This window comes from Paraburkholderia sp. (genome assembly GCF_036488505.1).
Taxonomy (GTDB): Bacteria; Pseudomonadota; Gammaproteobacteria; order Burkholderiales; family Burkholderiaceae; genus Paraburkholderia.
In genome coordinates this window covers 1-13,978 of sequence record NZ_DASXHN010000318.1, presented here as the reverse complement: position 1 = coordinate 13,978, position 13,978 = coordinate 1, and the positions used below count along the sequence as shown (strand labels likewise).

The 13,978-nt window shown below is 63.8% G+C and carries 11 protein-coding genes and 1 pseudogene; 1 reads left to right on the top strand and 11 read right to left on the bottom strand.

Going from position 1 to position 13,978, the window contains the following annotated elements; all coding sequences use genetic code 11:
* The 3 genes and pseudogenes from VGH68_RS18845 to VGH68_RS18835 form a co-directional block, all read right to left on the bottom strand.
* A pseudogene (locus tag VGH68_RS18845) lies at window positions 1-190 on the bottom strand (hypothetical protein); the annotation flags it as partial.
* 15 nt (window positions 191-205) lie between these two features.
* Entirely contained in the window at window positions 206-802 is a 597-nt protein-coding gene (locus VGH68_RS18840) for a sigma-70 family RNA polymerase sigma factor (protein ID WP_331605200.1), read from the bottom strand.
* A gap of 272 nt (window positions 803-1,074) precedes the next feature.
* Window positions 1,075-2,190, bottom strand: a complete 1,116-nt coding sequence (locus tag VGH68_RS18835; RefSeq protein ID WP_331605199.1) for an MBL fold metallo-hydrolase — start codon at window positions 2,188-2,190, stop codon at window positions 1,075-1,077.
* 83 nt (window positions 2,191-2,273) lie between these two features.
* Between VGH68_RS18835 and VGH68_RS18830 the strand changes: the two genes are divergently transcribed.
* Window positions 2,274-2,888 (top strand): TetR/AcrR family transcriptional regulator, encoded by a 615-nt coding sequence (locus VGH68_RS18830; protein WP_331605198.1) that lies wholly within the window; start codon window positions 2,274-2,276, stop codon window positions 2,886-2,888.
* Window positions 2,889-2,952: 64 nt separating this feature from the next.
* Here VGH68_RS18830 and tssJ read toward each other — a convergent pair whose 3' ends face one another.
* Genes tssJ through VGH68_RS18790 form a run of 8 tightly spaced genes read right to left on the bottom strand, consistent with a single transcriptional unit; the run spans window position 2,953 to window position 13,906 of the window.
* The gene (gene tssJ, locus VGH68_RS18825) at window positions 2,953-3,471 is read right to left on the bottom strand and encodes a type VI secretion system lipoprotein TssJ (protein ID WP_331605197.1); all 519 of its coding nucleotides are present in this window, start codon (window positions 3,469-3,471) and stop codon (window positions 2,953-2,955) included.
* A gap of 26 nt (window positions 3,472-3,497) precedes the next feature.
* On the bottom strand, window positions 3,498-4,655 hold the full coding sequence (gene tssG / locus VGH68_RS18820) for a type VI secretion system baseplate subunit TssG (protein WP_331605196.1): 1,158 nt from the start codon (window positions 4,653-4,655) through the stop codon (window positions 3,498-3,500).
* Window positions 4,652-6,466, bottom strand: a complete 1,815-nt coding sequence (tssF, locus tag VGH68_RS18815) for a type VI secretion system baseplate subunit TssF (protein WP_331605195.1) — start codon at window positions 6,464-6,466, stop codon at window positions 4,652-4,654. The genes tssG and tssF overlap by 4 nt, the downstream gene beginning before the upstream one ends.
* A 22-nt stretch (window positions 6,467-6,488) precedes the next feature.
* The gene (tssA, locus tag VGH68_RS18810; RefSeq protein ID WP_331605194.1) at window positions 6,489-8,105 is read right to left on the bottom strand and encodes a type VI secretion system protein TssA; all 1,617 of its coding nucleotides are present in this window, start codon (window positions 8,103-8,105) and stop codon (window positions 6,489-6,491) included.
* Window positions 8,106-11,687, bottom strand: coding sequence for an ImcF-related family protein (locus tag VGH68_RS18805; RefSeq protein WP_331605193.1), 3,582 nt, complete (start codon window positions 11,685-11,687; stop codon window positions 8,106-8,108).
* Between the two features lie 12 nt (window positions 11,688-11,699).
* Window positions 11,700-12,941, bottom strand: a complete 1,242-nt coding sequence (locus VGH68_RS18800) for a hypothetical protein (protein WP_331605192.1) — start codon at window positions 12,939-12,941, stop codon at window positions 11,700-11,702.
* A 4-nt stretch (window positions 12,942-12,945) separates the two neighbouring features.
* On the bottom strand, window positions 12,946-13,203 hold the full coding sequence (locus VGH68_RS18795) for a PAAR domain-containing protein (protein WP_331605191.1): 258 nt from the start codon (window positions 13,201-13,203) through the stop codon (window positions 12,946-12,948).
* 58 nt (window positions 13,204-13,261) lie between these two features.
* Window positions 13,262-13,906 carry a hypothetical protein gene (locus VGH68_RS18790; protein WP_331605189.1) on the bottom strand — a complete coding sequence of 215 codons (645 nt, stop codon included), beginning with the start codon at window positions 13,904-13,906 and terminating at the stop codon, window positions 13,262-13,264.
* Window positions 13,907-13,978 lie beyond the last annotated feature (72 nt).

The window sequence follows — 13,978 nt, the reverse complement described above, 5'->3', positions numbered from 1 at the left end:
CGCGCAATCCGCCGAACAGGATCCGGCACAGCACCAGCAAACCGAGCGCGCGCGGATAGTCGAGCGGATGCGCATCGACGACGAGCGTGGGGATGACCCAGTTCCATAGCCTCATCACGATCCAGCCCGACAGCGCAATGATCAGCACGAGCAACAGCGCCTTGGCGAAAAATTTGCGGCGAAACTTCATTCCGACCTCCCTGGTTCAATTCTCTAAACCGTCGTACGACGATCGCAGGCGCTCGCGCAAATGCAGCACCGCGTAGCGCTTGCGCGCGAGCAGCGTGTTGATGCCGACGCCGCTCTCGGCCGCCATCTCCTTGAAGCTGCGGCCGTCCAGTTCGTGGGCAATGAAAACCTCGCGCTGGTTCGCGGGCAACTCGTCGAGCGCGGCGCGCAGCGTATCGAGCAACGCGGCGCGGGCGTAGGCGGCCTCAGGGCCCGTGTGAGCCGACGGCAGCGCCAGATCCAGACGGTATTCGGCGTCGTCCGCGTCGAAATCGGCGGGGTCGCTCGCATTGGCGGCATGGGGCAGCGGCGCTTCCTTCTTCTTGCGGAAGCGGTCGATGATCCGGTTTCTCGCGACGCGAAACAGCCACGCGCCGACCTGCTCGACGGGATCCGGCAGCCGCCAGGCCTGCACGAGTTGTTCGAAAACGTCTTGAAGGATGTCCTCGGCTTCGTCCTGATCCAGGACGCGGCGGCGGATGAAATTGCGCAGCCGCGGCCGCTCGCGAGCGACCGCATCGGCGATTTCGCGGTCTTGCGCGCTCAGCGTGCTCGGCGGATTCGGCGGTTCCATACGGTGATGACGATCCGGGAAGCGAAATATTGTGGCGCACGCGCAGATCGGAAAATGCGCCCGTCGAAACGATGGACCTCGCGCTGATGATGACGATCTGCGAAGCGAAACATTGTGCGCACGCGCAGGTCGGACAGTGCGGCCACCGAAACGGTGGACGTCGCACTACTGCATCGACCGGCCGCCGATCGGTCGTCGAGAAATCGTGCGTGTGCTCAGCCGGGTGTCGGGCACGCCGCGTCGCTGATCCTTGGGGGGCCGGCGCGGCACAGTCAGCCGTATAACGAGTCGGCGGTTGAACCGCGTTCGCCCTTTGGTGCCGCGATCGCGTCGGCGGCATCGCGCCACCACAGTGCGCCGCGATGCGGCGAAGCCAGGTCCAGCCGCTCGCCCATGCGCGGCGTCGATAGCGCGACACCGCGTGCGAGAGCCAGCCCCATCACCCGTTCGAACGGCTCCTGCCAGCGATGCATCGCGAGGTCGAAGGTACCGTTGTGAATCGGTACCAGCCAACGGCCGCGCAGATCGATGTGCGCCTGTACCGTCTGTTCCGGCTGCATGTGAACGTAGGGCCATTGCGCGTCGTACGCGCCGGTTTCGATCAGCGTGACGTCGAAGGGCCCAAGACGCTCGCCGATCGTCCGGAAACCGTCGAAATAACCGGTGTCACCACTGAAGAACACGCGCAAATCGTCGTCGACGATCACCCACGACGCCCATAACGTACTGTTGCCGTCGAACAGACTACGCCCGGAAAAGTGCTGCGCGGGCGTAGCGGTGAACTGCATGCCGCCGATCTCCACGCTTTGCCACCAGTCGAGCTGCCTGACCTGCGACGCGTCGATGCCCCATTCGATCAGCCGGTCGCCGACACCGAGCGGGGTCAGAAACACCCCGGTGCTCGCTGCTAGCGCGAGTACGGTTTCGCGATCGAGGTGGTCGTAATGGTCGTGCGACAGGATCACGCCGCGCAGCGGCGGCAAATCGGCCAGCGCGATCGGCGGCGCATGAAAGCGCTTCGGACCGAGACGCCGGAACGGCGACGCACGCTCGGCGAACACCGGATCGGTCAGCCAGAATTCGCCGCGCAGCTTCAGCAGCATCGTTGAATGACCGAGCCGGTAGAGGCTGCGATCGGGCGCCGCATCGAGCTGCTCGCGGGTTAGCGCATCGATGGGCAAGCTATCCGTGGGCACCGTGCCGCGCGGCTTGTTGAACAGCACGTTCCACATAATGCCGAGCGTCTTGCGCAGGCCTTCCGCGGGGCGTGGTTTGACGTTGCGAAAACGTTGGCCGTCATGCTGCGGCGAATGACTGGACAATGCGCGGCCGCGCTTCGCGGCAGTAACGCCAAGCATGCGGCGGACATGGGTGGTAAGCGACGTCATGAGCAAGGTCATCCCGGAAAATGTACACCCGGCAGTGTAGTTTATTTGCGCGAAAAGTAAACTGCCCAGTGTAAAATCTCGCGATGGATCCCGATACCTCCCACCAACGGCTCACTGACCGCAAGCGCGCCGCAATCGTCGACGCCGCGATCGAGGAATTTCTGGCCTCAGGTTACGACGCGACCAGCATGGACCGTATCGCCGCGCGCGCGAACGTGTCGAAGCGGACGGTCTACAACCATTTCCCCGGTAAGGAAGCCCTTTTCGCGGCGATTCTTCATCAGCTGTGGGACGCCAGCCAGGACGGCGACGCGCCCACTTACCGCGCGGACCAACCGTTGCGCGCACAGTTGCTCGACCTGTTGGGCCGCAAGCTGCGGCTACTGAACGACGAGGCCTTTTTATCGCTGGCACGCGTGGCGATAGCGGCCGCCATTCATTCGCCGGAACGAGCGCGCGACATGGTTGCTCGCCTCGGCGAACGCGAAGAAGACCTCACCGTGTGGGTCCGCGCGGCCGCCGCGGACGGCCGTCTGAAAACCGACGATCCACTGCTGGCTGCGCTGCAGTTGCAGGCACTGGTCAAGGCGTTCGCGTTCTGGCCACAGGTGACGATGGGCCAGCCGGCGCTCGGCAAACGGGAGCAGAGGCAGGTTGCCGAATCGGCTGCCGATATGTTCCTTGCGCGCTATGCGTGAGCGGTGAGCGTGCATCGTGGGGCGACGTTGCCCGCCGAACTTTCTGGACGCGCATTGCTCGCGCTTACCGCGCCGCACTGCGCTGCGCCACCAGCAACTGATCGACGAGCGCGATCTTCAGCGGCTTGTCGGCATCGAGCTTTTTCTTCTCGATCACATACTTCCAGCCATCGCCGCTGCCGGGATTGCGATAGAACGCAACGACCGCGACATACTCGGTGTCGGCTTGCATCGGTTGCGACAGGCTCGCCGACGCGCCCGGATTCAGCACCGATGCCATGCTTGCCTGCAGATCCTGCGCGAGCACGGTGCGATCGTTCTTCAGCAGGTCTTCGTACGATGCGTGATCAAACATCTTGCGGTCCTTCAACTGATAGACGCGCACCGCGACCGATGTCGCGCGGCCCGCGCCGTCGGGGTTGAGCGCGTCGCGCGCGGACAGATCGACGTCGAGCACCTTGATCTGCCTGAAGAACACCGCGCGATACGCATTCGACGACGAGTCCGACACCGTTTGCCATGCGCCGCAGGCCGACAGCAACATAACGGAGGCAACGCTGGAAACGGCAAAACGCAGATTCATTGAAAGCTCCTTTCGAGCGACGGTCATCACGTGGGTAGATTCAGATACGGATTGGGCGTGGGCTTCGGAAACGCGTCGTAGACGCCCAGCGCGACGTTGATCAGCCGTTCGCCGGCGGCGGGTAGCACGGTCGTCCAGCCGAGACGCGGCGCGCGACTCGCCGCTGCCGTGCGAACTGCATCGAGCGAGCCGGCCGCGTTGATGGCCGGCTGCGGCGCGAGCCGCGACGACATTTCCATGCGCAAATGCACATCGGCCTTCAGACCCACGTACAACTGCACGAACGCGATCAACTCGCGATGCAGCGATGCGCCGGGCAAAAGATCATGCGCCTGCCGTGCATCGGCGGGCCGCAGCGTCACACGCACCGCGCGGCTGCGATACGCGAGCCGTTTGCCGAGCACATACCCGCCGCCAAGACCGCGATGCACGCGATCGCCGCAAACCGCGCCAGCCGACGCCGATGACGACAGCGGTGGCTGGGCGCCGGCCGGCGTCATCACCGTGAAAAACTCGTCGACGCGAACCTCGGCCCCAGGCACCGCGAGCGCGATGACACCGCTGATCCCCTCCGCCGTGCGGGTGTGCTGGATCAGCAACCCCAGCAACGCGAGCATCCGCGAATCGGGCAAACCCGCGCGTCGTGGCTTGTCGCCCCAGCCAAAGCCAGCGAGACAGAGCAGATTGCGTGAATGCGCGTCGCTGCCGCCCGCGCGGAAGCTCTCCGCATAGCGATACTTCTTCCATGCGCGATACAGCAGCGTGACAAAGCGGTGATTGAACTGATCGAGAAACGCTTCGACCACCTCGTGCCCTTCGTCGCGCAACACGATCTCGTCGATCATGTGCGACGGCATCGCCGCATCGACGCCGTACAGCCCCATGAAGGTCGTGCGCACGGTCGGCGGTGCGGGCGGCCCGAATGCATCCGGATCGTCGTCGAATTCGACCGCCGCTATTTCGCCCGCCGGGAAGCCGGTACGCGCGCGCGGCCGGAAGCGCACCGGTTCATGTTCGGTGGTGTCACGCGCTCCGAAACCGACAAACGCGGGTACCCGCAATTCGAGCAGCCGGCACAACTGCATGAAGTTCATCCGCGGCGCGCGCGCGAGCAGCGCGGCGACCAGCGGTTCGAGATTCGGCGGCTCGTTGCGCGTCGCGAACGCGTCGGCGCCAGCGCTCATAACGGTGCCCGTTGCGCCTTGCTACGCGGCCACACGGTGCGGATTTGCGACGGCAGGCTGACGATCGACAGCTTCGTGAACAGGTTGAGCTCCGCGTACAGCGCGAAAAAGCGTTGCAGCAGTTCGCCGAACAGCATCACGTCGCCGTCGCCCGCAAACGCGTGCGAATCGAGCGTCACTTCGATGTGCACGCCGCGCTCGACCGCACCGCCCGATACTTCTTCGAGCAGTTCCTGCGATACCCACAGAATGCCCGCGAGGCGCCGGCGATTCAGTTCGTCGTTGGTCCAGTCGTATAACGCGAGTGCGCCCCGCAGCACTTGCGCATCCATCAGCGACAGGAAGTTCGGCGCGAGATGGGACAGCACGCGCCACTGGAAGCGATCGCCGGTCGGCGGATAAAGCGGCACCGTCGGTGCGACCAGATTTTTCACGCCGACGATATTCGGCGTGCTCGCCGCGAGTTCCGCGATACTCGCCTCGCGCAGACCCTTGCGCGGCAGCATCCCGTTGGTGCCGGTCACGCGCAGCGACAGACTTTCCTCTGGCAGCGTGTCCATCGTGTCCCACGCGTGACCGCCTAGCACGACCCATGTCTCGTGCAGACCGGCCGCGCCGGCCCGCACACGCGCATGGAAATAGCGCTCCGGCGCTTCGTGCCGCAGCATGCCGCCGCGATGCCGGAACGTCGCGAACGGCACGTATTCGTAACGCTCGGCGGAGTCGTGATCGAACGCCTCGATCGCGTCGACCGAATAGGTCTCGACGTGCTCGCCTTGGTGGCCGGCGGGCCGCACGCGGTACTCGGTTTCGTGATGATCGATCTCGATCGGCTCGGCATCCAGTTCGAACAGGTTGATGACCGGCGTGCAGAATAGCCGCACGTTGCGCGCATCAAAGCGCTGGTCGGACGGATAGGCGTGCTTGAGCACGATTTCGAGTTCGAAGCGCGTCGACTTTTCGGGCAGCTTTGTCACGTCGAGTCCGCACAGATCGACGAACAGGAACTTGTCGCGAAACGTAAAGTATTCGAGCAGCAGCTGATAGCCGGAAAACGCCGCATCGGCTTTCGGCCATAGACGCTCGCCGGCGGAGAATCCGGCCGGCTCGATCGACACATCGGCGAGCGGCACCGGCTCGCCGTCGCGCACTTGCGGGACGCGCCAGTGGATCGCATCGACCTCGCGCGTGAGCGCGAGATGCATCGCGAACGCGGTCGGCAGATCGGCGCTTAGATGCAGCCGCAGACGCGACAGATCGGTTTCCTTGCGACGCGCGGACTGATCGAGTTCGAAGCCGAGCCGGATGATCGAGCGGCCATCGTGGCGCACGCTCGGGCCCGCGTGCGTGATCGATAGCGGTTGCAGCGTGACCGGCTGAGTCGTCCGGTACAGGCACTGCACGGTCTTGGGCGCGGTGCCTTCGGCACCGCCGGCAGGCGGCACCGCGATCGGCGCCGAACGCACCGGCACGCCGGCTGCGACGATCTCAGTTCGCTGCAGCTTCTCGGCGAGCGGTTCGAGCTCGACGATCGACAGCGACGGAATCATCCGCAGATAGTGCGGCCACAGCAGGCTCACCAGCCCTTCGGTCAGCTCGGGCAGTTCGTCGTCGAGCTTCTGTTGAAGGCGTCCGGTGAGAAACGCAAAGCCTTCGTGCAGCCGCTCGACGTACGGATCGCGATCGCCGACGCGATCGAGGTTGAGCATGCGCGCGCGGTCGGGATGCGCGGCCGCGAATTCCTTGCCAGCCTCGCGCAGATAGCGCATTTCGGATTCGTAGTAGCGCAGGATAGGGTCGTCGTGTTCCATGCGGGGGTTCCGGTGAGACGGCTTAGGAAAGAGTCAGCGCGCGGGCCGGATCGAGCACGGTCAGTTCGGCTTGCAGCTCGCCGATGCGGCGCGTGAGCGCGATTTTGTCCGCGTCCTTGCGGTTGTTGAGCGCTTTCAGCGCGCGCAGCAGTTGCTGCTTGACCTCGAAGACGAGCGCCGGCTCCCAGCGCGCGAGCGGCAGCGAGCGCGCGCTGGTATCGAGTTCGGCGAGCAGCGCGAGCGCGGTGTCCAACCGGCCTGCATGATCGGCGACGCGCGCCATCACCAGACGCTGCAGATAGCGTTGGCGATCGGTCATTCGACCCGGCAGCGCTTCGAGCCACGCGAACGCGGCCTCGATGCCGTCCTGCGCGGCGAGATCGCGGGCCTGCGCTTCGATCTCGGGCCAGTCGCCGGTCGCTTCGTCGTCGCCGCCAGCCGATACCGGCAGCGGCGCGGGGCTTTCACCCGCTTCGAGATTGCGGACCACCGCGTGGCGCGCAATCCATTCGAGCGTCGCATCGTCGGCGAATGGCGTGCCGTCGTTGAACGCGAGCCGCTCGATGCCCGGCAGCCGTTCGAGAAACAGCGCGAAGTCCGCGCGCAACTGTTCCCGCCACGCGCGCTGCGCGCCGGCGGACGCCCCCCTTTGCGACGGCGCGCCGACGTGACCGAGCGCGGCGTGCTGGAAATATTGCAGGTCGAACCACAGGTGATTGGCACCCTCCATGAACGCGCCCTCGACGCGCTCCAGCAGTTCATGCCACTGCTTCTGCAATACCAGCCGCTTTATCTGCTGACGCAACTCGCCGCGCGGCGGCGCGACACGCGTGCGCGACGCCGCATCGGCGGGCGGCAGTTCGTGCAGCGTGTCCCAGCGAACGCTGCGCACGACGCGCACCGACGGCAAATAGCCGTTTTCCTGATCCCGCAACCAGACCGCCATCGCGCGGGCCTCATCGAGCAGATCGCGCGTGGACGCGATCGCTGCATTCGCGCTGCCCGCCAACGAAATGCCTGCCGACGCGAAACACGCGGCCGCGTCCGGCTCGACGCCGCGCGCCGGCTCCTCTTTCTGCTCGAAACGCGCGACGAGTGCGCGAAGGTTCGGTCGCGCCGCTTCCGGCCATGCGGCGGTGCGCGTAACAAGCAGATCGAGCGCGGCAATCGCGCGTTCGAGATCGGCTGCGGCAAATGCGCCACGGCTGTCAAGCAAGTCGATCATGCGCGTGGTGGCGAGCATATCGAGCGCGCCCTTCTTCGCCTCGGCGCGCGCGGGCAACAGGTTCTCGCCGAAGCGCTCGGCCAGCGACGCCGCGAGTTCCAGCCCGTCCGCAAAACCGGCCGGCCCATCCTGGCGCAGCCGCGCCAACGCGTAGTAAGCGGCGACGCGCAGATCCTTGCCGGTGTCCTTCAGCAACTGTTCGCACGACCGGACGATCAGCGCATCGTCAATGCCGGAAAGCTTGTGCGTTTCTTCGCGCAACTCGAAGAACAGGTCTTCGTAGCCCGGATCGCGGCCGACGCCATGCTCGCCCGGCAGCGGCTGCAGCCACGTGCTCCATGCATCCAGACGCGCACGCACGCGTTGTTCTTCATCGCGTGAAGGAAACAGCGTTTTCAACAAACTGGACAGCATTTAATCGGCCTCCCGCAACGAGCCCTGCGGCAACGGCACCGCCGCCTGATTCGCCGCGGCGAGCGCTGACGCCGGCAGCGGCGGTGGATTCGCTGCCGACAGCTTCAGCGCGCCGTTCGCCGCGCCGGTCTGGAAAATCCGCGCCGGCAGCTTGAAATGACGCAGCTCGAGCACCTGCAGCGGCCCCGAGGCCGCCTCGCTGCGCAGTTGCACGCGTAAGGGAAGGCTCTCGCTCTGATCGGGCAGCCACGACAGCAGATAGCGTGCGCCGTCCTGCTGCGACACCTGCGCGCGCTCGAGCAGACGGATCAGCGCGAAACGCCCCTGCGCATCGAGCGCCGAGCGCAGGCCGCCGTGCTCGGTCTGCCACTCGATATGCGCGAGGTTTTCAATCGAATCGCCGGGCCACAGGAACGGCGTCCATTCCTCCTTCTGGTTGAAGTAGTGCAGCTCGCGCCCCGACAGCACGAAGCGCATATCGGTGATGCCCGGTGTCGGCACCGCGCGCAGCTCGTAGCGCACGTGCGCGTCACCGGACGGAAACAGCACGGTGGCTGCGCGCATCAGCCGGTTCAAGCCGTCGAGGAACGCGGGATCGAGTGTCAAAGTGCCGTGGCTCGCGCCCTGGGCCGCGACCCAACGATCGCCCTGACGCTCGACGACACCCGCCAGTTGCGTCGTCACGAACTGCGCGATGACGCCGTTATCCGCGCGCATGAAGCGCGCCATTTCCGGCAGCGACGCATCGTTGTCGGAGTCGGCAAATGGATAGCGGCCGCCGAACGCACCGTTCCAGTCCGCGACGATCGCGGTACGCCAGATCTCGTTGATACTCGCCGCAGCCGGTTGCACCAGCACTTGCCAGGTTTGATCCAGCGGCGCCTGGAACAGCTGGCCGAAACCGGCCCACTGCTCGCCGAGACTCGCGGCGAGGCGGCTCGCGTAGTCGCGGCTGTCGGCGATGTCGGAGGTCTTGCCTTGCAATACGGCTTGCGCGGCGAGACGCGACATCGCGTCGGGGTCGGGGCTCGACACCATCTGCTCGATCTTCAGCCGCATCGCAGTCACGCGCTCGAGATAGCGCGCGAGGCTCAGATCGCCGGTCGCGGCCATTGGTGCGGTGACTTTGCCGTTAGCCGGCGCGGCGGCGGACGGCGAACCGCCGCCGCTCAGCCGCAGGATCGGCCCGAACGCGACCGCCAGCGGCGCGAGTTGCGGTTGTGCCTTCTTCGACGGATCTTTCTCGTCGGTGCCGACCAGTTGCTGCGCCTTGCCGATCAGCGTATCGGACAGCGACTGCGTGCTCGCGCCGGTGGCCGCCTGATAGACGATCGCGTTCATCAGCGTGACCAGCGGCGAGCGCTGTGGATCGCCGAGCAGCGTCAATTGATCGGCGGTCGCCGACAGCGTCGGCGCGGATTGCCAGCGCACGCTGTTGAGGAACTGCTCCCACGCGCGCGCGTAATCGTCGAAGTAGCGTTCGTGCAACGCGGCTTTCAGCGACGACGGCGGCTCGTTCGCGGCCTTCACGTCCGACAGCACCCAGTCGCCGGCGAGCTTGCTCTGCTCGCTGGCGTCGTCGATGGCCTTCGCGATGCGCTCGTCCCACGCGGCGCGCGTGAAGACGCCGGGAATCGTCGCGGTCGTGCTGAAGAGCCCATGGCTCGATGTGTCGCCGAGCAGCGTCGCGAGCGACACGGGCGGGTACTTGGCTTTCGCGTCATCGAGAATCTGCTGATAGACCGCGTCGGTCGAATTCTGGATGCCGCGCACGCCGATGATCGTTTGACGCGTCGCCGAGATGAGGCCGCTGTCGGGCACGATGGCCAGCGATGAACCGTTCGCCGCGACGCGCCGCCCGAAGTGCTTCGCGAAGAACGCGATTGCATGCTGGCGCAGGTCTTCCCATGCGCCGGGGGATAGCGGGGAGTCGTCGGGGCGCGTGGGGGCACTCGTTGCGGCAAGCTGTGGGGTAAGGAAAGCCGCGACTGCGCGCTCGGGTTTGGCCAGCATCATGTAGGCCTTTAACGTGTGGTAAGCGGCTTGTACCTGGGTGTTGCCGCCGCTCGCGATTTCGGCGTCGGTGAGCGAGCCCAGTTGGTGCAGATGCGCCTCGATCTGTTCGCGAATCGGGGCGACCAGAATACGGCCTGCGGCAATTTCGTAGCCGGGCCAGAGGGCGTCGAGTAACGCCGCGTCGCGGTTCAGGCCGAAGCGGGCGAACCAGGGGGCGCCGTCGCGTTGGCGCGATTCGAGTGTGTCGAGCTGCTTGTCGAGGTTCTCGAGCGTTTGCATCGACTGGGTGCGGTCTTGTGGGCGAGAGAGTTTCGCTAACGTGCTGCTCGCCGTATCGATCGTCGCGCGGTTGGCGAAACCGGAGAACATCGTGCCGGTGATCCAGAGCGCGAGTGCGGCGGTGGTGGCCCATGCCGCGGCCGTCGAGAGTGACAAGCCGATGTGGCGGCCGTGAAGTGCGCGGCTGTGGTTGGCGATGGTTTGCCAGATTGAGTGGTGTTGGGGGGTGGCAGGCTGGTCATCGTCTTCTGCTTCCTTCGCTTCGCCGGTCCTTTCTGTTGCCGCTGGCGGGGCGAGTTCCCGCGTCTTGAAAAGCGGCGCGAACAGAAGGCCGTGGACCGCCTGACGCCAGTAATGCGAATGCGCGGTCTGTATGACGAGTCCAGACAAAGCGCCGCCCAGGCGCTCGATGTGTTGCGACAGTTCGGCCGGATAGCGGTCAGCATCATTCCGCGCCATCCGCGTGACACCCGCGTCCGCGAGGTTGCGGATCAGCTCCTGCAGCGACGTATCGATTTCGCCGGCTTTGATGCGCGGGTTCGACCATGTGGTGCCGATGGCCTGGTCCGTGCCCTTCGATTCAATACCGAAGTCCGTCACGTTGAGCAGATACGCGGGCGCGGACCACCGAAGCGCGCGGGCGTGGCGAGCAACGCGTTGGCCGAGCGCGTCGGCGTCGAACGGGGAATTCGCCGACGTGCTGCGATTGCGTGTTACGGCCACGATCGCGTCGATCGGGCGGCGATGGCGCAGGCGGCGGATCTCGGTGAGCCAGTCGGTGTCGAGGGTGGTGGTGGTTTGTTTGGTGTAAAGCAGGACGGTGTTGCCGGTGATTATGTAGCCTTGCTCGACGAGGCCGGGGGCGAGGCGTTTGACCAACGGGAGATCACCGGCGATCATGATCCAGCGATCGCGATAGCGCCATTGCCGGCCGTGGCGAGCGCACAGAGCGCTACGTAATTCGACGATCTTTTGCGGTGCGGCGATATGCGCCGCTGCCGGACCTTCGCCGGCAGCGTGCGCTTGCCTTTTTATCGAATCGTAGCGAACCAGCCACCTCGTTGCGTGCATCGAGGCGATCCAGAGCAGGACAGCTTCAAAGTACTTGACGAGCATCAGTGCGATGAGCATGCCCGAGAACAGACTCAGTTCAATGATGATTCGCGTCTCATACGCCCATCCGCGGGTGCCCCCTTCGATCCAGACGGCCAGACCCACCGCAAAGAAAACGATGCAGATTCCGATGCCAATGAAAAGGCCTACCGGTTCAGACTTGTGTTCATTCATGCTTGTTTTCATTCATGCTTGTTTTCTGCACACGAGCGCGATCAAGTCGCTATTTTTCTGCGTAAGGACGAGTTGCGGCTTACCGCTTCGCGCCGCGAGCTCAGCCGCGAGTGCGGTCGCTAGCCAGCCGCCCGCATCCCCGCAATCTCCAACCGTGGTTCTGAGGTCAATTCTCGACGCTTGCTCGTCGAATCCGGCCGACGACCTGATTGCCAACTCCATTTCAGGCGAAACTCCATGACTCCAGATCGCCCCAAGGTTGTTCGACTTCGTGTTTCCCCAACGCGTAGCGCGTTGCACGGTCTCGCATACCGCATTGGCGGAACCGCGATCGGGACGGTGCAGAAGGAGAGAGTGAGCTTCCCCGTTCGTTCGGGCACGAGTTGGGTGCGCCAGCAGTAGTGCAACGCCCGCCTCGGCAACACCGTTCTGCAGGCGTTCGCTGACGGCGTTGCGCAGTTGAACCGCGACCAGCAGATGAGCGACGTCTGGCCTCATGCTGTCGAACCAGGCGTCCGCGCTAAACAACGAGAGGTGTTTGGTGGAGGATTTTACGGTCACGCGCAATGCCGGGAACTTCCCGCCAACGAGTTCCTTGAGTCGCGCTGACACATCGTTGTTTTCAAGCGCGCAACGCGAAACTGCTTCGATCTGAAGCGTCATACGCGCGGGAAGAGCAGCGAGTTGCGGCGTCAGGTTATCGATCAACTGGGCCAGAAGCCAGTTGCAGACCACGTGATGACGGGAATACTCCGTAAGTTCATTTCCGGCATGGAACTGCTGATCGGGGACTTCTATCCAGCGTGCTTCGACATCGGTATTCGGCTTGGCCTCGCTCGCCCGAGTTTCCAACTTGAGGCTGCCGTCGACAACTCCTTGAACGTCGTTCTCGTCGCGAGCGGCGGAGAAACGCCAGGCATGACCTATCAGTGCGAGTGGCACGCTGGCAAGTGCATGACATTTTTCGCTCTCGCGCTCGCTAACTCGATTTACGGCTATCGCTTCGCTGCGTCGCGCATACAAATAACCAAGACGACAGCACAGCAAAAACGCCCATGAAAGCATCGGATAGCCGATGACACACGACCAGAACCAGATCGGATTGGTCGGTGTGCGTTGCGACGCCAGAAAGATCGTTAGCGCAGCACCTAAAGACAGCAGGACGCAAAGAAGCGCTGCCCAGAACGGCTTTGATAGTTGCGGTGGCGGAGGCACCGTCATCCGTGGCGGCACACACGCGAAGTCGATCGGCATTCGTTTATTTAACCGTCGCGCCATCAGATAGAGCGATGAGGACGCTCCCGCACTGGGTCTTGTCTCCGTCACGTGAAAGCGGCGTGCCAGCATCCTTGATGCCGCCTGCGCCTTCAATAATTGGGTTGTCGCCATGAATCGGGCAGGACACGAGGTCTCCGACGCGTGCCGCGCGGCGGCCCCCGACCTTGATTCGATCCGAGCCGGTGAGGATCTTTCCGCCGTGACTCGTGCTGTCGCCTTGGTATGCTAGTTTTTTCATTCCGTCTCTCTCCCGAAGTCAATCCGTGTAAATTCCGTGAGTCGATACTGCCTTCTTCCTACGATTGCGGACGCCACCGACGCAGAGCGTCCAGCAAGTGCTTCAAGTGCTGCCGGTCGCGAACTGGAACTGCGTGAACGGCATGGTCCGGATCACCAACTTTTGCGGGGTTGTCACTGGTACTCACAATGAGCTCGCCGCCCTGCAGCGTTAGATAGGTTGGGGCGTAGCAATACGGGTTGTCCTCATCACTGGCGGGCTCTTTGTCGAGAAGGATGAAATCACTTGCGCGGAGCTTCGCGAGGTCTACTGGGTTGCAAAGGTTCCGGGCGCGGAATTTGTCTGGAATTTCCATATTTGGACTTTTCGCGAGCGTGCTCTTTTTGATGAACCGCCCGTAATTCAATCTGAAAAAAAGCCCGGCCTTCCCATCCACGACCCACACAACATCATCTTCAGAAGTATCTCCGGATCTGCACTGAATTAAGTATCTGTCAGTCGATCGCTTCCAATAGGCCAAAAAATCGATCGAATCGCAAAACTCCCGTAAAGCCGAGCTCTTACTACTCAGAGCAGCCACACATTCATCGTCCTCACTACAGTCACCCGCCAAAATTCCATAACCACTGGCGGGTTGTCCGATGACCAAAGTTTGCCACCCCATCAACAAAGTCAAGAGGATCGTCTTATAGCCTGCATACATACGTCAATACTCCACGAAACGTCTCAAAAAATATCTGCACGACGGTTGCATGCACCGCAAAACTTCTGTTTC

What these genes read in the sequence shown, in the direction of transcription:
- VGH68_RS18840 (WP_331605200.1), bottom strand. Translation starts at nt 802, where the DNA reads ATGGAACCGCCGAATCCGCCGAGCACGCTGAGCGCGCAAGACCGCGAA.
- VGH68_RS18835 (WP_331605199.1), bottom strand. Translation starts at nt 2,190, where the DNA reads ATGACGTCGCTTACCACCCATGTCCGCCGCATGCTTGGCGTTACTGCC.
- VGH68_RS18830 (WP_331605198.1), top strand. Translation starts at nt 2,274, where the DNA reads ATGGATCCCGATACCTCCCACCAACGGCTCACTGACCGCAAGCGCGCC.
- tssJ (WP_331605197.1), bottom strand. Translation starts at nt 3,471, where the DNA reads ATGAATCTGCGTTTTGCCGTTTCCAGCGTTGCCTCCGTTATGTTGCTG.
- tssG (WP_331605196.1), bottom strand. Translation starts at nt 4,655, where the DNA reads ATGAGCGCTGGCGCCGACGCGTTCGCGACGCGCAACGAGCCGCCGAAT.
- tssF (WP_331605195.1), bottom strand. Translation starts at nt 6,466, where the DNA reads ATGGAACACGACGACCCTATCCTGCGCTACTACGAATCCGAAATGCGC.
- tssA (WP_331605194.1), bottom strand. Translation starts at nt 8,105, where the DNA reads ATGCTGTCCAGTTTGTTGAAAACGCTGTTTCCTTCACGCGATGAAGAA.
- VGH68_RS18805 (WP_331605193.1), bottom strand. Translation starts at nt 11,687, where the DNA reads ATGAATGAACACAAGTCTGAACCGGTAGGCCTTTTCATTGGCATCGGA.
- VGH68_RS18800 (WP_331605192.1), bottom strand. Translation starts at nt 12,941, where the DNA reads ATGCCGATCGACTTCGCGTGTGTGCCGCCACGGATGACGGTGCCTCCG.
- VGH68_RS18795 (WP_331605191.1), bottom strand. Translation starts at nt 13,203, where the DNA reads ATGAAAAAACTAGCATACCAAGGCGACAGCACGAGTCACGGCGGAAAG.
- VGH68_RS18790 (WP_331605189.1), bottom strand. Translation starts at nt 13,906, where the DNA reads ATGTATGCAGGCTATAAGACGATCCTCTTGACTTTGTTGATGGGGTGG.